Here is a 19,939-nt window from a genome sequence, read left to right as displayed (position 1 = left end):
GATTCCATTCACCCGGATGCGTCACATCCATCCGTGGTGAGACAGAACTTCACGGTGAATACGGCGATACGGCCGCACAATGGTCACGCTTCGGCACACAATTGGCGAGCGTCAACTGTTGATGTGGCAGTTCGGCCGACCTTTCCTCCACGCATGGGTGACTATGGCCCGGTCAGTGGGCCCCCGCGTAATCGTGGGGGTGGGCAGCGGTCCGCCAGATCGGCGGTTAATCTCTTGCAACTCGTCCACTGCAATCCAGTGTGCCGATGTCGCAACCACCGGGGAGAGGACTGAACACGGGTGGCCGGATTTCTGTTGCGGCGGTTGGTCAACTACGTGGTGCTCGCCCTAGTGGCGACGTTCCTCGCGTTCACGTTGGCCTCCGCCACCTTTGACCCGATCGGGGTGCTGCAACAACGCAACCCACCGCCACCGGCGGCGTCGATCGAGGCGAAGAAACGAGACCTGCACCTCGACCAGCCGATCCCGCAGCGGTTCGTCACGTGGATGGGCGGGGTGGTGAAGGGCGATTTCGGTCGTACCGTCGCCGACCGGCCGATCACCGACGAGCTCGGCAGGCGCATCGGCGTGAGCTTGAGGCTGTTCCTGCTGGGCATCACGATCGGCATCCTGTTCGGAGTGCTGCTCGGTGTGGTGAGCGCGATCCGGCAGTACAAGTTCAGCGACTACTTCGCGACCCTGTTCAGCTTCATATTGCTGTCCATGCCGGTCCTGGTGCTGGGCCCGCTGCTCAAACTGGGAGCTCAGGGCCTCAACGACGCGATCGGCACCAACGTGCTGATCTTCGTCGGTGAGACGACTCCGGGCTTCCAGGGCAACTGGTTCGAGCAGCTCGGCGACCGGCTGCAGCACCTGATCCTGCCGACGCTCGCGATCGCGCTCGGCCAGATCGCCTTCTACAGCCGCTATCAGCGTTCGTCGATGCTCGACGTGCTCGGCAGCGACTTCCTGCGCACCGCCCAGGCCAAGGGGCTGACCCGCCGCAAGGCGCTGTTCAAGCACGGCCTGCGCACCGCGCTGATCCCGATGGCGACCCTGTTCGCGTTCGGGTTCGGCCTGCTCGTCGTCGGTGGCACGTTCACGGAGAAGATCTTCACCTGGTACGGCATGGGTGACTGGCTGGTCGTCGGCATCGGGTCGCAGGACGCGAACATCACTGCCACGGTGACGCTCTTCGTCGCCGTCTGCGTGCTGTTCTCCGGCTGGCTCGCCGACGTGCTGTACGCCGCGCTCGACCCCCGAATCCGTGTGAACTAGGCAAGGTGACGACGACGTGACCGTGATCCTCAACGAGGGCGACGCCGCCGGAACCACCGGTGCAGCCTCAGGCAGCCCAGTCGACGCCGCGCCCGAACCGGACAAGGCGATGACGCGCGGCAGGCTCGTGCTCATCCGCTTCATGCGCAACAAACTGGCGCTGGTCGGCCTGGTGGTCATCGTCGGGATGTACCTGATGGCGTTCGTGGGCCCGCTGCTGTCGAAGTGGACCTACGACACCCAGGACTACTCGGCGTTCCTGGAACCGCCCTACTCCGAGCACATCTTCGGCACCGACAAGATCGGTACCGACATGTTCGTGCTCACCATGCGCGGACTGCAGAAGTCGTTGATCATCGGCCTGCTCGTCGCGCTGATCTCGACCACCATCGCCGCGATCGTCGGCGCGGCCGCCGGCTACTTCCTCGGTGCCGCCGACAAGGCGCTCATGTGGGTCGTCGACCTGCTGCTGGTGCTGCCGTCGTTCCTGATCATCGCGATCCTGAGCCCGTGGTTCCGCGGCAAGTCGTGGTTCCTGCTGGTGGTGATGCTCGCGGCGTTCCAATGGATGATCACCGCCCGCATCGTGCGCGGCATGACACTGACGCTGAAGGAACGCGAGTTCGTGAAGGCGGCCAAGTTCATGGGCCAGCCGGCCCGCAAGATCATCGCCAAGCACATCGTGCCGAACATGGCATCGCTGCTCATCATCGACGCGACCATCAACGTCGGTTCGGCGGTGCTCGCCGAGACGGGCCTGAGCTTCTTCGGGTTCGGCGTCCAGTCGCCCGACGTCTCGCTCGGCACCCTGATCGGACTCAACGCCGAGTCCGCGACGACCTTCCCCTGGCTGTTCCTGTTCCCGGCGGGCTTCCTCGTCGTGTTCGTGCTGGCGGTGAACTGGGTCGGCGACGGGCTTCGCGACGCGCTCGACCCCACCTCCACGCGCGTGCGCCGCAAGGAGAAGAAGGACACCAAGGAGAAGGCCGCCTGATGACCACCTCGGAGATCCAGTTCGACACTCCGGCCGACCCGGTCCTCGACGGCCCGGTTCTGCAGGTCGAGGACCTTCACGTGTCCTTCCCGAGCGAGTCCGGCCGGGTGCGGGCCGTGCGCGGCCTGAGCTACCACGTCTCACCCGGCGAGGTCCTCGGCATCGTCGGCGAGTCCGGCTCCGGCAAGTCCGTGTCGTCGCTCGCGGTCATGGGCCTGCTGCCGTCCTCGGCGCGCATCAGCGGTTCCATCAAGTTCCAGGGCCGTGAGCTCATCGGCCAGAACGACGCCGAACTGTCGAAGATCCGCGGCCGCCGCATCTCGATGGTGTTCCAGGACCCGCTGTCCGCGCTGACGCCCGTCTACACCGTCGGCGACCAGATCGCCGAGGCGATCCTGGTGCACCGCAAGGTGTCCAAGGCCGCCGCGGCCAAGCGCGCGGTCGAGCTGCTCGACCTCGTCGGCATCCCGAACGCCGTCGAGCGCGCCAAGGCGTTCCCGCACGAGTTCTCCGGTGGCATGCGGCAGCGCGCGGTGATCGCGATGGCGATCGCCAACGACCCCGACCTGATCATCGCCGACGAGCCGACCACCGCGCTCGACGTGACGGTGCAGGCGCAGGTGCTGCAACTGCTCGAGACCGCGCAGGAGGTCACCGGCGCGGGCATCGTGATCATCACCCACGACCTCGGCGTCGTCGCCGGGTTCGCGGACCGGCTGATGGTCATGTACGCGGGCCGCGCTGTCGAAAAGGGCAACGTCGACGAGATCTACCAGCGGCCGCGCATGCCCTACACGCTCGGCCTGCTCGGCTCGATCCCGCGCCTCGACGTCAGCGAGAAGCAGGCGCTCGTGCCGATCAAGGGCCAGCCGCCGTCGCTCACGGACCTGCCCGACGGCTGCCCGTTCGCGCCGCGCTGCCCGATGGTCGTCGACGCCTGCCACACCGCCGAACCGCCGCTGGTGGACGTCGACGGTTCGGCCGAGCACAGCGCCGCGTGCATCCGCACCAACGAGATCGCCGCGGCCGACGCCGAGGGCGCCGAGGCCGCCGTCGAGATCTTCGGTGCCGAGGTGGCCGGTGAGCCCGAGGTCGCGAAGATCCCGCGCGAGCAGCGCGACGTCGTGCTGGGCCTCGACAACCTCGTCAAGGAGTACCCGGTCAACAAGGGCGTGGTGTTCAAGCGCCGCGTCGGCACCGTCCACGCGGTCGCGGGCATCACGTTCGACGTCCGCGAGGGCGAGACCCTGGGCCTCGTCGGCGAGTCGGGCTGCGGCAAGACCACGACGCTGATGGAGATCCTCAACCTCCAGAAGCCCATGGGCGGCGAGATCTCCGTGCTCGGCACGAAGTCGTCCGAAGTGGACAGCAAGCGCCGCTTCGCGATCCGCCGCGACATGTCGGTGGTCTTCCAGGACCCGATGGCGTCGCTCGACCCGCGCATCACGATCCACGACTGCATCGCCGAGCCGATGCAGGTCCACGGCTACAGCAAGGACGAGATCAACCGGCGCGTACCGGACCTCATGCGGCTCGTCGGCCTGCGTCCCGAGCAGCTGTCGCGCTACCCCGGTGAGTTCTCCGGCGGTCAGCGTCAGCGCATCGGCATCGCGCGGGCGCTCGCGCTCGAACCGAAGCTCGTCGTGCTCGACGAGCCGGTGTCGGCGCTGGACGTCTCCATCCAGGCGGGTGTCATCAACCTGCTGGAGGAGCTCAAGTCCAAGCTGGGCCTGGCCTACCTGTTCGTGGCACACGACCTGTCGGTGGTGCGCCACATCGCGGACCGGGTGGCCGTCATGTACCTCGGGAAGATCATCGAGATCGGCGAGGTGGACTCGGTGTTCGACGCGCCGCGCCACCCGTACACGCAGGCACTGCTGTCCGCGATCCCGATTCCCGACCCCGTCAAGGAACGTCAGCGGGAGAGGATCATCCTCACCGGCGACCTGCCGAGCCCGGCGAACCCGCCGTCCGGCTGCCGGTTCCGCACGCGGTGCTTCCTGCACGCCTCGCTGCCGCCCGAGCAGCAGCGCAAGTGCATCGATGTCGAACCGCCGCGCGAAGTCCAGGCCCCCGACCACGAGGCCGCCTGCCACTTCGCCCAGATCCGTCAGGTGCTCTGATGCATCCGTCGCCTCAGAAGCCCTGCGAGCACGAAGGAACAGTGTCCCCGGCAACTGGTGTCCGGGCACGAGGGAGGTTCACGACAGTGAGTCGACGTACCAAGGTGGGTGTGACCGCGCTGGCCGTCGTCGCCCTCACGCTTACCGCGTGTGGGGGGCCCAGCAAGACCGACTCCGGGCTCAAGGGCGCGGACAACGCGATCGGCCAAGCGGACATCAACCCGCAGGACGCGTCCAAGGTCAAGGACGGCGGCGAGTTCCGCTGGCCGGTCGACCAGTTGCCGGACAACTGGAACTACAACCAGCTCGACGGCACCAACGCCGACGGTCGTCGCATGATCGACACGGTCATGCCGAACCTGTTCAAGCAGAAGGCCGACTCGACGATCGAGGTCAACAAGGACTACCTCGACGACGCGAAGCTCGCCTCCTCCGACCCGCAGGTCCTCGAGTTCAAGATCAGCTCGAAGGCCAAGTGGTCGGACGGCAACCCGCTGTCCTGGCAGGACTTCGAGGCGCAGTGGAAGTCCCTCAACGGGACCGACAAGGCCTACGAGGTCGCCGGCACCACCGGCTACGAGGACGTCGAGAAGGTCGAGAAGGGCGCGACCGACCTCGACGTCAAGGTGACGTTCAAGAAGAAGTTCGCCGAGTGGAAGGGTGGCCTGTTCTCGCCGCTCTTCCCGAAGTCCATGTCCTCCTCGGCCGAGGAGTTCAACAAGGGCTGGGCCGACGCGCCGAAGATCACCGCCGGTCCGTTCAAGATCGGCACGATCGACCGCACCGCCAAGACCGTCACGGTCGTGCGCGACAGCAACTGGTGGGGCGACAAGCCCAAGCTCGAGAAGATCACGTTCCGTCAGGTCGACCGCCCCGCGCTCGCGGACGCGCTCTCCAACGGCCAGATCGACTTCTTCGACATCGGCTCCAGCATCGACAACTTCGCCAAGGCGAAGACGATCCAGGGCGTCACCATCCGCCAGGCGATCACGCCGGACTACTCGCACATCACCTTCAACGGCGCCGACTCGTCGATCCTGAAGGACGCGAAGCTCCGCGTCGCCCTGATGCGCGGTATCGACACCAAGGTCATCACCACGGCTCTGCTCGGTCAGATGCTGAAGGGTGACGCGCAGGTCACCGGTAACCACTTCTTCCTGCTCGGCTCCGCCGGCTACAAGGACAACTCGGCCGTCGCGTCGTTCGACAAGGAAGCCGCGAAGAAGCAGCTCGACGAGCTGGGCTGGAAGCTCGAGGGTGAGACGCGCAAGAAGGATGGCAAGGAACTGGTCATCCGGTACGTCATCCCGACGCCGAACCCCGTCTCGGACAGCATCGCGAAGCTCGTGCAGACGCAGCTGAAGGAGGTCGGCGCCAAGGTCGACATCCAGGCCGTGCCGTCGACCGACTTCTTCAAGCAGTTCGTGAACGTCGGCAACTTCGACATGACCGGCTTCCGCTGGCTGGCCTCGGCCACGCCGATCTCGGACAGCAAGGGCATCTACACGCTCGACCCGGCCAGCACCAACCAGAACTACGGCCGGATCGGCTCCGAAGAGGTCAACAAGCTGCTGGAGCAGGCCAACGGTGAGCTCGACGACACCAAGCGCCTGGAGATCGCGAACGAGGCCGACAAGAAGATCTGGGAGCTGGGCGCCCAGCTGCCGCTGTACCAGCTGCCCGGCGCGGTCGCGGTGAAGAGCAACGTCGCCAACTTCGGTGCCGTCGCGTACGCGAACCGTCCGTACGACTACATCCACATGGGCTTCACCGAGTGATGAGGTAGTCAGCTGTCGAACGGCCCGGCGGGTCCTTCCGCCGGGCCGTTTCTTTCTGTTTGGAGCTGGTCTTGCTGCGTTCCCGGGTTCGCGCGCTGCGCCATGGTCTTCTCGCCACGGCGGTCGTGCTGGTCGTGTGCTTCGTCGTCGCGTCGTTCTCCTGGCTGTCCTATTCGGACGATCGCGCGGCACTGGTGTCGCTGACGTCTCGCGACATGGGCGAGGTCGTGTCCTTTTCGGACGGCGCGGTCGAGGTGCGCTGGCCGTCCGGGACCGCCCGCGTCGCGTACGAGAACGGGGCGCGGATCGTCGGAAAGCAGACGCAGGTCGCGTTCGACCCCGCCGACCCGTCGCGTGCCGTGATCCCGGGCTCGGACCTGTTCCTGGAGCTCGACCGGGCGTTGGGCGGCGTGACGTTCTCCGTCGCGGTGGCGTTGCTGGTCGTCCTCGCCGGGGTGGTGCGGGTGCTGCTGGCGGTGCGGTCGGCGCGTGCCGCCGCTGTCACCGTCTCCGTGCGGCGGATCCGGTTGCAGTCCGGGCTGATGGTGCGGTCGTGGCTGGAGATCGAGGGACCGGTCGAGCGCTGGCTGCCCGTCTACTACGACCCGGTGCTCGTGACGCTGCCGTCGCCGTCGTCCGTGGAGCTGCGCGGCGGCCGTGTCGCTCTGATCGACGGTGTGACCGTCTACCCGTCCGGCCGCCCGGTGACCAAGCACCCGCGCGGCCGTCGTCTCGACAACCCGGTGCGACCCGATCCGGACACGCGCGCGCCGCGTGGCCTGGCCGCCCAGCTGCGGGTGGACGCGGTGTTCATGGTGCCCGCGCCGGTGGTCGGCCTGTTCTGGGCCTACCTGGACCGCAGCGGGTTCACCGGCTGGATCACGGCCACCGTGATCGCCGGGGTGCTGGGCCTGTGGTGGGCGGCTTTCCGGGGTTCCGACCCGTCGTAATGCTTCGCGTCCGGTGAGCGACCTCCTTCCATAGGAGGCCGCTATGACCGACGTCACACTGCGCGTGCGCGAAGACGGGGCAGACGACGAGCGCATCGAGCAGCTCACCGCGTTCCTGCGGACGGAACTGCGGGAACTCGTCGCCGTCTCTTCCACTTCCGGCGAGGCCCCCGCGGGCGCCAAGACCGTCGACCCGGCCGAACTGGGCACCCTGCTGACCACGATCTCCCAGTCCACCGTGCTCGCCGCACTGATCAACGCCGTGTCGACGTGGCTGGGCCAGCGCCGCGGTCGTTCCGTGACGGTCGAGGCGGACGGCGAGAGCCTGGAACTCACCGGCGCTCCGACCGAGGCGGAGCTGGCGGAGCGGTCCGCGTGGCTGGGCCGCCACCTCCACCGCTACGCGCTGATCATCGCGAGCCACGAGTTCGCTGATCCCGGACTGTCGTCGTTGCGCGCCCCCGCCCACGACGCCGCCCGCCTGGGCGAGGTGCTCGCGGACCCGCGCATCGGTGGCTTCCACGTCCGAACGATGATCAACTCCCCGGCCGCCGAGGTGAACGAGGCCGTCGAGGACTTCTTCGCCGACCGCGCCTCCGACGACCTCCTGGTCCTGCACTTCTCCGGCCACGGCGTGAAGGACGAGGCCGGCGAGCTCCACTTCGCCACCTCCAGCACCAAACTCTCCCGCCTGGCCGGCACCGCCGTCTCCGCGGACTTCGTGGCCCGCCGCATGAACCGCTCCCGCTCCCGCCGCATCGTCCTGCTGCTGGACTGCTGCTACTCCGGCGCGTTCGGCCGCGGCATGGTCGCCCGCGCGGGCGGCCTCATCGGCCTGGAGGAACAGTTCGGCGGCAGCGGCCGGGCCGTCATCACCGCCTCGTCGGCCATGGAGTACGCCTTCGAGGGCGCGGCCGTGGCCGACTCGTCCGAGGGCGAACCGTCGGTCTTCACCTCGGCGCTGGTGGAGGGCCTCGAATCGGGCGACGCCGACCGCGACCAGGACGGCCACGTGGGCCTGGACGAGCTCTACGAGTACGTCTACGACCGCGTCCGCCGCGTGACCCCGCACCAGACCCCGGGCAAGTGGATGCTCGACGTGCGCGGCGACCTGCGCATAGCCCGCCGCGCCCGCCCGGTCTCGGTGCCCGCGGCCCTTCCCGCGGAACTTCAGGACGCGATCGACCACTCGCTGCCGGGCGTGCGGGCGGGCGCGATCCCGGAACTGCGCCGGATGCTGTCGATCGCGCACGAGGGGCGGGTGCTGGCGGCGCGGCTGGCGTTGCGGAAGCTGTCCGACGACGACAGCCGCATGGTGGCGGCCGCGGCCCGCGACGCGCTGGGGGAGAAGGCCGTGCCCGCGCCGACCTCGAAGCTCCCGGCCAGGGACCACGCCGAGGCGCGAAAACTGTCGGTGCCGCCTGAGACGATGGGAGTGGGGGCTTCGAGCCCCCTGGGGGCCGACGAGGCGGAATCGATTCCGCCGACGCCCAGGCGCACTCTGCTCAGCGCGTCCGGCTCCGGAACGGCCACGTCGGGCACGCCCGCCAAGCGGCCGCCGGGCGGGCAAGCGCCGGACACTCCCGCTGCGCGGCCGCCAGGCACCGCGGCCCGGCAGGCAATGCGCACCCCTGCCGCGAGCCCGCCGGGCACCGCAGCCAGGCAAGCACAGGACACGCCTGCCGCTCGGCCGCCGGACGACGGCCATGCACCGCGCACGGCAGAAGAGCCCACGCCCGTCCCCTCCCTGACGACCGCGGCGACCGCGCTGCCGCGTCTGGCCGCAGGCCTGGCCCTCATCCTTCTCGTCCTGGGCCTGATGACGATCCCCGGCGGCATCCTCAGAGTCCTCGGCGACTCCAGCCCCCACACGTTCGTGTTCGCCGCGGTCTGGCCATGGGCGCTGGTCGCGGCACTCTTCGTGCTCACCTGCCGCGACCACCCGTGGGTTCCCGGCGCCGCGCTGGGCCTTCTGGCCGCCACGACAGGCCTGCTCAGCGGTGGTGAGACCTACCCGTGGATCCCGTACGCGCTGGCGGCCACCGTCCTGGCCGTCGCCGCCGCGGCGACCCCGTGGTGGCTGGCGCTGGCCGGAGGCGGGCTGGGCGCGCTGGGTGTGTACGTGGTCGCGTACGCGGCGCAGGACCTGACACCGTTCAACGGCGACGGCGAGGAAATCACGCTGTTCATCACGGCGGCCGCCCTCACCTGCCTCGCGGCCTATCGCATCTGGCGCGACCGGCGGTGGTTCGGCGCGATCGCACCGGCGTTGTTGCTGCTGGAGGTGGTCATCACCCTGACGGCCGAGGTCCCGCTGTACGTCACCCACGTGAGCTTGGCGGGCCTGGTCGTGATCCCCCTGATCGTCGTCCTGACCACCGGCACCGCCAGGTTCGCCGCCTGCACCGCCCTCGCGGCCGGAATCCTGGTGCGCGCCGGCGACTACGTGTCCGCGAGCGAGCCGACGTTCACCAGCGTCGCCCACGTGACGCTGCCACTTGCGGCCGCGATCGTGGCCTACTTCTCGCGCTCCCGCTGAGCCTTCCGCCGCTTGCCCTCGTGCATCGCGACCACGCGGGCGACCGGGATGGTGTGCCCTTCGGCGATCAGGTCGTCGGGCAGGCGTTGCGGCTTCGGCATCAGTGACGCCCACGGGTCGCCGTCGAACCGGGTCTTGATCGTGAAGTCGGCGGGCGTGACATCACCCAACGACTCCCACGGCACGGGGAACGAGATCGGCAGGCCCTCACGCAACCGGGGGCTGTAGGCGGCGACGACGGTCGCACCCCAGGCGCGTGTCGAGTCCAGGAACACCTTCCCGCCCCGCTCGGCCCGGATGTACGCGGTGGTCGCGAGCGCGGGGTCGAGCTTCTCCGCCCGCACCGCCACCGCGCGCGTCGCCGCGGCCACGTCGTCGGGGGAGTGCTCCTCCAGCGGCACGAAGATGTGCACACCCTTGGCGCCGCTCGTCTTCACGACGCTTTCCAGGCCGGCGTCCACCAGTGCCTCGCGGATCAGCAACGCCGAGCCCACCACGACGTCGAATCCGGCACCCTCCGGCGGGTCGATGTCGAGCACCATGTGGGTCTGGTGGTGGTCCTCGCCGAAGTGATCACCGAGGTACAGCGGCACGTGGTACTCGACCGCGCGCTGGTTCGCGAACCACATCAGCGTCTGCACGTCGTCGCAGATCGCGTACTTGATCTTGCGGTGCGACGCCTCGGCCCAGACCTCGACGGTCTTCACGTACGACGGCGTGTACTTGGGGACGTTCTTCTGCATGAACGGGTCCTGGCCGCGCAGGATCCGCCACACCGACAGCTGCCGCCCGGCCAGCACCGGCACGAACCTGTCGGCGACGAACCGCAGGTACTCCACCAGGTCGCCCTTGAGCAGCCCGCCGAACAGGGGTTGGTCGAGCGACGAGAACTTCAGCTCACTGCTCATCGGGAACCTCGAGTTCGTCTCTGGCGGCCCACTCCAGCAGCGGTTCGATCGACCACACCGCGTCGTCGATCCCGGCGTGCAGGTCGCCCAGTTCGGCATAGCGCTTCGGCACGGTGGCGATGGTGAAGTCGTGCGGGTCGACGTCCGGGATCTCGTCCCAGCGGATCGGCGTGGACACCGTCGCCTCGGGATAGCCGCGCACCGAGTAGGCGCTGGCGATCGTGCGGTCGCGCGTGTTCTGGTTGTAGTCCACGAACACCAGCGACGGGTCGCGGTCCTTGCGCCACCACGTGGTCTCGACGTCGTCGGGCGCCCGCCGTTCGACCTCGTGCGCGAACGCCAGCGCCGCCTTCCGCACGTCCTGGAAGCCGAAGTCGGGCTTGATCCGCACGTAGATGTGCAGGCCTTTCGACCCGGACGTCTTCGGGAACCCCGTCGCGCCCAGCTCGGCCAGGACCTCCTGCACCACCAGCGCCACCCGTCGCACGCGGTCGAACGTGCACGTGGGGCCGGGGTCGAGGTCGATGCGCCACTCGTCGGGCTTCTCGGTGTCGGCGGCGCGCGAGTTCCACGGGTGGAACTCCACAGTGGACATCTGCACCGCCCAGATCACGTCCGCGAGGTGCGTGACGCACAGTTCGTCGGCGTGGCGGTTGTAGCGCGGAAAGTGCACCCGCACGGTCCGCACCCACGGTGGCGCGCCGTTCGGAAGCCTTTTCTGGTGCACTTTCTCGCCCGTGACGCCCTCGGGGAAGCGGTGCAGCATGCACGGCCGTTCCCGCAGCGCGCGGACGATTCCGTCACCGACGGACAGGTAGTAGTTCGCGAGATCCAGTTTCGTCTCGCCGCGCGCGGGAAAGTAGACGCGGTCGGGGTTGGAGATCCGCACGACGCGGTCCTCCACCTCGAGCTCCACAGCCGGGGACTTGCCCATGCCGTCCAACCTAACCGTTCCGAGGCGTTTCCTCAGTGCAAACGGTGCTTGCATGCCAGGCGTGGCCTCCACACTCGACACCGATCTCTGGTTCCGGCGACTCTCCGAGGCTCCCGCGGGGGCACCTCGCCTGGTCTGCTTCCCGCACGCGGGCGGCGCGGCGAGCTGGTACCAGCCGTTCGCCCGGCACTTCGAAGGACGGGCCGAACTGGTCGCGGTCCAGTACCCGGGACGGCAGGACCGCAGGTCAGAGCCGTTGATCGACGACATCCGCGCGCTGGCCGACCAGATCGCGGACCTGCTGACCCCCGACCGGCCGCTGCACCTGTTCGGGCACAGCATGGGCGCGATGATCGCGTTCGAGGTGGCACTGCGGCACGAACCGGACCATCTGTTCGTCTCCGGCCGCCGCGCACCGCAGCTCGTCCGCGACGACCGCGTGCACCAGCGTGACGACGCCGGCCTGATCGCCGAGGTCCGCAGGCTCGCGGGCACGAACGCACGGGTGTTCGACGACGAGGAACTGGTGCGGATGGTGCTGCCGGCGATCCGCGCGGACTACCGGGCCGCCGAGACCTATCGCTACCGGCCGGGTCCGGCGCTGCGGTGCCCGCTGACCGCGCTGACCGGAGACGCCGACCCCAAGGCGTCGGTGGACGAGGTGGGGCAGTGGCGAGAGCGCACCACCGGCGATTTCACGCTCAGGGTGTTCTCCGGCGGCCATTTCTTTCTGTCCGACAACAGAAGCGCGGTCGCGGACGTCGTTTCCGGCGAATCCCCTAGTGCCTGAACCCCTAATTTTGCAAGGGATTCAGGTCCGTCCCGTGTCGGACCGAGCGGTAAGGCGATGAGAGGAAACGGGATGACCAAGCGGGCACTGATCACCGGGATCACCGGCCAGGACGGGTCGTACCTCGCGGAACACCTGCTCAAGCAGGGTTACGACGTGTGGGGACTCGTCAGGGGACAGGCGAACCCGCACAAGATGCGGGTGTCGCGGCTCATGTCGGAACTGTCCTTCGTGGACGGTGACCTGATGGACCAGGCCTCGCTGGTGTCCGCTGTGGACCTGGTGCAGCCGGACGAGGTCTACAACCTCGGCGCCATCTCGTTCGTGCCGATGTCCTGGCAACAGGCCGAGCTCGTCACCGAGGTCAACGCCATGGGCGTGCTGCGCGTGCTGGAGGCGATCCGCATCGTCTCGGGCCTGTCCAGCAGCCGCCACAACGGCGCCTCGGCCAAGAACATCCGCTTCTACCAGGCGTCGTCGTCGGAGATGTACGGCAAGGCCGCCGAGACGCCGCAGCGCGAGACCACGATCTTCCACCCCCGCAGCCCCTACGGCGTGGCGAAGGCCTACGGGCACTTCATCACGCGCAACTACCGCGAGTCGTTCGGCATGTACGCGGTCGGCGGGATCCTGTTCAACCACGAGTCGCCGCGCCGCGGCGCGGAGTTCGTGACGCGCAAGATCTCCCTCGGTGTCGCGAAGATCAAGCAGGGCCTGCAGGACAAGCTGGCCCTGGGCAACCTGGACGCGTTGCGCGACTGGGGTTTCGCCGGCGACTACGTCCGCGCGATGCACCTGATGCTCCAGCAGGAGGAGCCCACGGACTACGTCGTCGGCACCGGCGAGATGCACTCGGTGCGCGACGCCGTGCGCCTCGCGTTCGAGCACGTGGGCCTCAACTGGGAGGACTACGTCTACATCGACCCGGTGCTGGTCCGCCCGGCCGAGGTCGAGATCCTGTGCGCCGACACCAGCCGCGTGCGCGGTGAGCTCGGCTGGAAGCCCGAGGTCGACTTCTCGGCGCTGATGAAGATGATGGTGGAGGCCGACCTCAAGCACGTCGCCACCGAGCACCAGTACGGCGACCTGCTGGCCGCCGCCAGCTGGTAGATCCACCCTCCCGGGATCCACAGCCGCTGAAGTCTGCGGCTGTGGATCTTTTTTGCTCTCTCCTGGACGAAGCTGCGCGGTGCGGAAGCCGCCCGGTGCGGGACCCGCCTCGTTCTCCGACACCGACGTGCTGCCGGTGGGGAAACGGGAAGGCGCGCCCCGGCCGAAGCGGAGCGCGCCGAACCAGCGGAGCTGGAGATCCCGTTCGTCCTAGGCCGAGTACAGCCTGGCGTAGAAACCCTGGGCGGCCATCAGTTCCTCGTGCGTGCCGCGTTCCACCACGGCACCCTGGTCCATCACGACGATCAGGTCGGCGCCCCGGATCGTGGACAGCCGGTGCGCGATCACGAAGCTCGTCCGGCCCGCCCGCAGCGACGTCATCGCCTGCTGGATGAGGACCTCCGTGCGGGTGTCGATGGACGACGTGGCCTCGTCCAGCAGCAGGATCGCGGGCTGGGCGAGGAACGCGCGGGCCAGCGTGATCAGCTGCCGCTCACCCGCGGACAACCCGCCGTGCTCCTCGTCGAGGACCGTGTCGTACCCGTCGGGCAGCGACCGCACGAACCGGTCCACGCACATGGCCTTCGCGGCCTCGACGACCTCGTCCCGTGTGGCACCGGGCCGTCCGTAGGCGATGTTCTCGGCGATCGTGCCCTCGAACAGCCACGTGTCCTGCGAGACCAGCCCGATGGCCGAGCGGAGCTCCTCGCGGGTCAGCGACGTGATGTCCGTGCCGTCCAGCAGGATCCGGCCGGCGTCGAGCTCGTAGAACCGCAGCAGCAGGTTGCCCAGCGTCGTCTTGCCGGCACCGGTCGGCCCGACGATGGCCACGAGCCGGCCGGGTGCCGCGGACAGCGACAGGTCGTCGATGAGCGGCTTGCCGGGCGTGTAGCGGAAGGAGACGTGCGAGAACTCGACGTGTCCGCGCACCGGCGAGACGGTCGCGGGCCTGGCGGGCGCCGGCGACTGCTCCGGCTCGTCCAGCAGCTCGAACACGCGCTCGGCCGAGGCGATGCCGGACTGGAGCTGGCCGGAGAAGTTCGCGACGTCGATGATCGGCCGCGAGAACATGCCGGAGTACTGGATGAACGCCTGCACATCACCGATCGACACCGAGCCCGACGCGACCCGCAGCGCGCCGACGACGGCGACCATCACGTAGTTGAGGTCGGTGATGAACCGGGTCGCCGGTCCGATGAGGCCGGAGATGGCCTGTGCGCTGAACGATGATCGGTACATCGTCTCGTTGCGCCCGGCGAACTCCCGCGAGGCCTGTTCCTGCCGGCCAAAGGCGGTGATCAGCGCGTGGCCGCTGTACATCTCCTCGACGTGCGCGTTCAACGCGCCCGTCGACTGCCACTGCTCGGCGAACTTCGGCATGGCGCGCTTGGAGATCCATGCGGCCAGCACGAGTGCGATCGGCACGCAGATCAGCACCAGCAGGGCGAGATGTACGGAGATCACCAGCATGATCGCCAGCACGCCGAACACCGAGATCACCGACGTGAGCATCTGACCGATCGACAGCTGCACGGTCCGTTGCAGGTTGTCGACGTCGTTGGAGACTCGGGAGAGGATCTCGCCGCGCGGGTTGCGGTCGAAGTAGGCCAGCGGAAGCCGGGTGAGCTTCGCGTCGATCTCCTCGCGCAGCTTGAAGACGGCGTGCTGCACGATGTTGTTGACGACCCGGCCCTGCATCAGCATGGACACCGATCCGATGACGTACAGGCCGAGGATCAGCAGCAGCAACTTGCCGAGCGTGTCGAAGTCGACGCCCTGGCCGGGCACGAAGTCGACGGTGCTGATGACGTTCGCGAGGGTGCCCTTGCCCTCCGCCCGCAGCTGGGCGAGGACCTGTTCCTCGGTGGCGCCCGCGGGAAGGCCTCGGCTGACGAGGCCGGTGAAGATGAGGTCGGTGGCGCGGCCGAGCAGGATCGGGCCGAGCAGGTTGAGCCCGATCGTCACGACCGCGAGCAGTCCGATGATCACGAGCTTGCCCTGGTACGGCACCAGCAGCCCGAACAGTCGCCTGGTGGTGGCGGGTTTCTTCGGTTCCGAGACCTCGGACCGGACTTCGGGATCGGCGAGCAGGGTCATCGGACGGTCCCTCCGACTGGCTGGGAGAGGGCGATCTCCCGGTAGGTCTGGTTGGTGCCGATCAGCTCGGCGTGCGTACCGGAGCCGACGACCTGGCCGTCCTCCAGCACGACGACGCGCGACGCCGCCTCGACGGTGCTGATCCGCTGGGTGACCAGCAGGATCGTCGCGTCGTGGAGCTCGCGGGCCAGCGCCGCGCGCAGCCTGGCTTCGGTGCCGAGGTCGAGCGCGGAGAAGCAGTCGTCCAGCAGGTAGATCTCGGGCCGCCGGACCAGTGCCCGTGCGATGGCGAGGCGTTGCCTCTGTCCACCTGAGACGGTCGACCCGCCCTGCGAGATCGGCGCGTCGAGCCCGAGCGGCCGGACGAACTCGGCGGCCTGCGCGATCTCCAGCGCGTGCCACAGCTCGTCGTCGGTCGCGTCCTCCTTGCCGTAGCGGAGGTTCGACGCGATCGTGCCGCTGAACAGGTGTGCCTTCTGCGGCACGTAGCCGACGATCCGGTGCAGTGCCTGCGGGTCGAGGTCGCGGATGTCGGTGTCGTTGATCAGCACCTGACCGCCGGTGACGTCGTAGAGCCGCAGTGCCAGCGACAACAGCGTCGACTTGCCGCTGCCGGTGCTGCCGAGGATCGCGACCGTCTCGCCCGGCCGGGCGGTGAGGCCGACGTCCCGCAGCACCGGTTTCTCCGCACCGGGGTAGCCGAACGTGGCGCCGCGCAGTTCCAGATGCCCACGCAGGGCCGTCTTCGTGACGGGTGTTCGCGGCTTGGCGATGCTCGACTCGGCTTGCAGGACCTCGTTCACGCGGTTCGCGGACACGGCGGCGCGGGGAGCCTCGGTGAACACGAGCATCGCCATGATGATCGCGACGATGATCAACGTGACGTACGACAGCAACGCGAGCAGAGCACCGAGCTGCATGGTGCCGTCCTCGATGCGATGACCGGAGAACCAGATGATGCCGATCGTCAGCACGTTCATCACGGTCATGACCATCACAGGCATCGTCGCCATGATCCGCCCGACCCGCCGCGATGTTGCGTGCAGATCACCGTTGGTGGCGTCGAACCGGCCACGTTCGTGCTGGTCACGGACGAACGCGCGGATCACCCGAACACCGATGATCTGCTCGCGCAGCAGGTGGTTGATGCGGTCGAGATAGCTCTGCATGGCCTTGTAGAACGGCGAGAGGCGCTGGAGCATGAACGTCAGGCCGGCGATCACGATGACGACCAGCGCGATCAGGATCATCGACACCGGAACGTCCTGCACGAGAGCCAGGGCGACGCCGCCGACGCACATGATGATCGCCGACACGGCGACGTCGGCGGTCGTGAGCACGATGCTCTGGACCTGCCCGACGTCGTTGACGGTCCTGGTGATCAGCGACGGCGCGCCGATCTGGTCGACCTCCCGTGCCGACAGGGTCATGACCCTGCGGAACACCTTCTCGCGCAGGTCCCGGCCGAGGCCCGCGGACATGCGGGAGCTGAGCAGCATCGCGCCGCTCGCGGTGAGGATCTGCACGGCCGCGACCCCGAGCATCGTGAGGCCGGTGCCCCAGATGTAGCCGGCGTCGCCGAGGAGCACGCCGTTGTCGATGATCTGCGCGTTGAGCGTGGGCAGCAGCAGGGTCGCGGCGGTCTGGACCAGCTGGAGCACCACCAGGAGCACGAGTGTTCCCCGGTACGGCCGGAGGTGGTGGTTCAGGAATCGGGCGAGCACACGCCCCAGCACACCTCAGTGGCCGTACCGGCAATCCCTAGACTTGCAGGGCTCGTTTCTCTCGGGCATTCCCTAGGGCCGGTCCTCCTACCTTGAGGTACATGAGCGAAATCCTGAGCGCCATCGAATCTGACGACGCGGTGGCGCGGGACTTCGAGGCGCTACCGGTGCCGGAGAGCTATCGCGCCGTGGTGGTCGAGGAGAGCGACGCCGACATGTTCGCGGGCCTCCCGACCTGGGAGAAGGACCCGCGGCGGTCGCTGAAGGTCCGCGAGGTCGCGACACCGGAGCTGGCGCCCGGTGAGGCGTTGGTTGCCGTGATGGCGTCCGCGATCAACTACAACACCGTGTGGACGTCGATCTTCGAGCCGGTGTCGACGTTCGGGTTCCTGCGCCGGTTGGGGGGCAGACATCAGCTGCCGTACCACGTCGTGGGGTCCGACCTCGCCGGCGTCGTGCTGCGCGTAGGCCCTGGCGTGACGGTGTGGAAGCCGGGCGACCGGGTGGTTGCGCACTGCCTGGACGTGCCGTTGGAACGCCCGGACGGGCACAACGACACGATGCTGGACCCGCAGCAGCGGATCTGGGGCTTCGAGACGAACTTCGGCGGCCTGGCCGATCTGGCGCTGGTCAAGGCGAACCAGCTGATGCCGAAGCCCGAGCACCTCACGTGGGAGGAGGCCGCCTCGCCCGGTCTGGTGAACTCCACCGCGTACCGCCAGCTGGTGTCGACCAACGGCGGCAACATGAAGCAGGGCGACACGGTCCTGATCTGGGGTGCTTCCGGCGGACTCGGTTCCTACGCCACGCAGTTCGCGTTGAACGGCGGCGCGACCCCTGTCTGTGTCGTGTCCTCGCCGGACAAGGCGGAGATCTGCCGATCCATGGGGGCGGAGCTGATCATCGATCGTTCGGCCGAGGGGTACAGGTTCTGGAAGAACGAGCACGAGCAGGACCCGCGCGAGTGGAAGCGGTTCGGCGCGCGCATCCGTGAGCTCACCGGCGGCGAGGACCCGGACATCGTGTTCGAGCACCCCGGCAGGGAGACGTTCGGTGCCTCGGTGTTCGTGGCGCGCAAGGGCGGCAAGATCGTCACCTGCGCCTCCACGTCGGGATACCTGCACCAGTACGACAACCGGTACCTGTGGATGAACCTCAAGCACATCGTCTCGTCGCACTTCGCGAACTACCGCGAGGCCTGGGAGGCGAACCGGTTGGTGGCCAAGGGAAAGATCCACCCGACACTGTCCAGGGTGTACTCGCTCGACGAGACCGGGCAGGCCGCGCACGACGTTCACCGCAACGCCCACCAGGGCAAGGTCGGAGTGCTGTGCCTGGCGCCGTCCGAGGGTCTCGGCGTGCTGGACCATGAGCTGCGCGGCAGAAACATCGACGCGATCAACCGATTCCGCTCCTCTTAGTGAAGGTTCCCGCTATGACGGAAGAAGTAATCGCGCCGGCCTCGGCGTGCCCGTTCCCCTTCGCCCGTGATCCGCAGAACCCGCTCGACCTGCCACCGGAGTACGGCCGGTTGCGCGCCGACCGGCCGGTGCAGAAGGTGACGACACCGGCGGGGGACACGGCGTGGCTCGTGGCCAGGTACGCGGACGTGCGGGCCCTTCTCGCCGACACAGAACGGTTCTCGGCCGAGGTGATGAACCCCGGCTACCCGCGCTACCTGTTCCCGGTCGACCCGCAGCCGGGTGCGTTCGTCACGGTCGACGCACCGGACCACACCCGGTACCGGCGGATGATCATGTCGATGTTCACCAAGAAACGGGCCGAGGAAGTGCGTCCCTCGGTGCAGAAGCTGGTGGACGAGCGGATCGACGCGCTGCTGAAGGGCCCGCAGCCGGTCGACCTGGTCACGCACTTCGCGCGCCCGATCCCGTTGACCGTCGTGTGCGAGCTGCTCGGCGTCCCGTACAAGGACCGCCTCGCGTTCGGCCGCTGGATCAACACCCTGGTCGAGACGACGTCGTCCCAGGCTCACCGCAACGCCGCGGCGGGCGCCCTGTTCGGCTACCTGACGAAGCTGGTGGCGCAGAAGGAGAAGGAACCCACCGACGACGTGCTCGGACGTCTGGTCGTGAACCAGATGGCCGCGGGCGAGCTGAAGCGCGAAGAGGCCGTCGTCATCGGCATGATGCTGCTCTCCGCCGGCTACGACACGACGGCGTCGTCGATCGCGCTGAGCATCCTGACGTTGCTGGAACACCCGGAACAGCTCGTGAAGCTGCGCGAGAACCCGGACCTCGTCGTCGGCGCCGTCGAGGAACTGCTGCGGCACCAGAACGTGATGCAGTGCGGCGTCGGCCGGGTGGCCAAAGTGGACCTGGAGATCGCCGGCCAGCAGATCAGGGCGGGCGACGGGATCATCGCCCTGCTCTCGTCCGCGGATCGCGACGAGAGCGTGTACTCGGACGCCGACAAGCTCGACATCACGCGCCAGGACTCCACGCCGCTGGCGTTCGGGCACGGCGTCCACAGCTGCATCGCGAAGTTCCTGTCCCGCGTGGAACTTCAGGTCGCGTTGCTGACGCTGATCACCCGCATCCCGACCCTGGCGCTGGCCAAACCGGCGGAGGAGCTCCGGTTCCGCGACGGCGCCATCGTCTACTCGCTGCGGGAGCTTCCCGTTACCTGGTAAGCGCTTCTCCGTTCAGGGGCACCCCTCGCCGTAGGGGTGCCCCTGTCCGTTTCTAGGGGTATGC

The 19,939-nt window shown here is 68.3% G+C and carries 14 protein-coding genes; 10 read left to right on the top strand and 4 right to left on the bottom strand.

Annotated elements, in window-relative coordinates; all coding sequences use genetic code 11:
* Positions 1-300: 300 nt before the first annotated feature.
* The 6 genes from BM417_RS03765 (at position 301) to BM417_RS03740 (ending at position 9,662) form a co-directional block, all read left to right on the top strand.
* On the top strand, positions 301-1,278 hold the full coding sequence (locus BM417_RS03765) for an ABC transporter permease (RefSeq protein WP_093588276.1): 978 nt from the start codon (positions 301-303) through the stop codon (positions 1,276-1,278).
* Positions 1,279-1,294: 16 nt separating this feature from the next.
* Positions 1,295-2,272: an ABC transporter permease gene (locus tag BM417_RS03760; protein WP_218164309.1), complete on the top strand. Its 978-nt coding sequence runs from the start codon at positions 1,295-1,297 to the stop codon at positions 2,270-2,272.
* Complete coding sequence (locus BM417_RS03755) at positions 2,272-4,395, top strand: ABC transporter ATP-binding protein (protein WP_093588275.1); 2,124 nt, start codon at positions 2,272-2,274, stop codon at positions 4,393-4,395. Before BM417_RS03760 ends, BM417_RS03755 begins: the two co-directional genes overlap by 1 nt.
* 86 nt (positions 4,396-4,481) lie before the next feature.
* Positions 4,482-6,173, top strand: coding sequence for an ABC transporter family substrate-binding protein (locus BM417_RS03750; RefSeq protein WP_245821664.1), 1,692 nt, complete (start codon positions 4,482-4,484; stop codon positions 6,171-6,173).
* 71 nt (positions 6,174-6,244) lie between these two features.
* Positions 6,245-7,123 (top strand): hypothetical protein, encoded by an 879-nt coding sequence (locus BM417_RS03745; RefSeq protein WP_143138487.1) that lies wholly within the window; start codon positions 6,245-6,247, stop codon positions 7,121-7,123.
* A 43-nt stretch (positions 7,124-7,166) separates the two neighbouring features.
* On the top strand, positions 7,167-9,662 hold the full coding sequence (locus BM417_RS03740; RefSeq protein ID WP_093588272.1) for a caspase family protein: 2,496 nt from the start codon (positions 7,167-7,169) through the stop codon (positions 9,660-9,662).
* Here BM417_RS03740 and BM417_RS03735 read toward each other — a convergent pair.
* A complete protein-coding gene (locus tag BM417_RS03735; RefSeq protein WP_093588271.1) occupies positions 9,641-10,570 on the bottom strand; it encodes a DNA polymerase domain-containing protein in 930 nt (309 codons plus the stop codon). The genes BM417_RS03740 and BM417_RS03735 overlap by 22 nt on opposite strands.
* The gene (gene ligD, locus BM417_RS03730) at positions 10,560-11,504 is read right to left on the bottom strand and encodes a non-homologous end-joining DNA ligase (protein WP_093588270.1); all 945 of its coding nucleotides are present in this window, start codon (positions 11,502-11,504) and stop codon (positions 10,560-10,562) included. The genes BM417_RS03735 and ligD overlap by 11 nt, the downstream gene beginning before the upstream one ends.
* 52 nt (positions 11,505-11,556) lie before the next feature.
* Here ligD and BM417_RS03725 point away from each other — a divergent pair, with 52 nt between their 5' ends.
* Positions 11,557-12,294 (top strand): thioesterase II family protein, encoded by a 738-nt coding sequence (locus BM417_RS03725; RefSeq protein WP_093588269.1) that lies wholly within the window; start codon positions 11,557-11,559, stop codon positions 12,292-12,294.
* A gap of 72 nt (positions 12,295-12,366) precedes the next feature.
* A complete protein-coding gene (locus BM417_RS03720) occupies positions 12,367-13,404 on the top strand; it encodes a GDP-mannose 4,6-dehydratase (protein WP_093588268.1) in 1,038 nt (345 codons plus the stop codon).
* Positions 13,405-13,614: 210 nt separating this feature from the next.
* Here the strand turns inward: BM417_RS03720 and BM417_RS03715 are convergent, their stop codons facing one another.
* Complete coding sequence (locus BM417_RS03715) at positions 13,615-15,501, bottom strand: ABC transporter ATP-binding protein (protein WP_093588267.1); 1,887 nt, start codon at positions 15,499-15,501, stop codon at positions 13,615-13,617.
* Positions 15,498-17,225 carry an ABC transporter ATP-binding protein gene (locus BM417_RS03710; RefSeq protein WP_093588266.1) on the bottom strand — a complete coding sequence of 576 codons (1,728 nt, stop codon included), beginning with the start codon at positions 17,223-17,225 and terminating at the stop codon, positions 15,498-15,500. The genes BM417_RS03715 and BM417_RS03710 overlap by 4 nt, the downstream gene beginning before the upstream one ends.
* Before the next feature lie 101 nt (positions 17,226-17,326).
* On the opposite strand from BM417_RS03710, the gene ccrA reads away from it, so the two are divergent.
* Positions 17,327-18,646, top strand: coding sequence for a crotonyl-CoA carboxylase/reductase (ccrA, locus tag BM417_RS03705; protein ID WP_093588265.1), 1,320 nt, complete (start codon positions 17,327-17,329; stop codon positions 18,644-18,646).
* 14 nt (positions 18,647-18,660) lie between these two features.
* On the top strand, positions 18,661-19,875 hold the full coding sequence (locus BM417_RS03700; protein ID WP_093588264.1) for a cytochrome P450: 1,215 nt from the start codon (positions 18,661-18,663) through the stop codon (positions 19,873-19,875).
* Positions 19,876-19,939 lie beyond the last annotated feature (64 nt).

Source organism: Lentzea waywayandensis, assembly GCF_900115955.1.
In the GTDB taxonomy this organism is placed as follows: domain Bacteria; phylum Actinomycetota; class Actinomycetes; order Mycobacteriales; family Pseudonocardiaceae; genus Lentzea; species Lentzea waywayandensis.
Note: the sequence above shows the minus strand (reverse complement) of the source record. Positions and strands in the feature narration are given on the sequence as shown.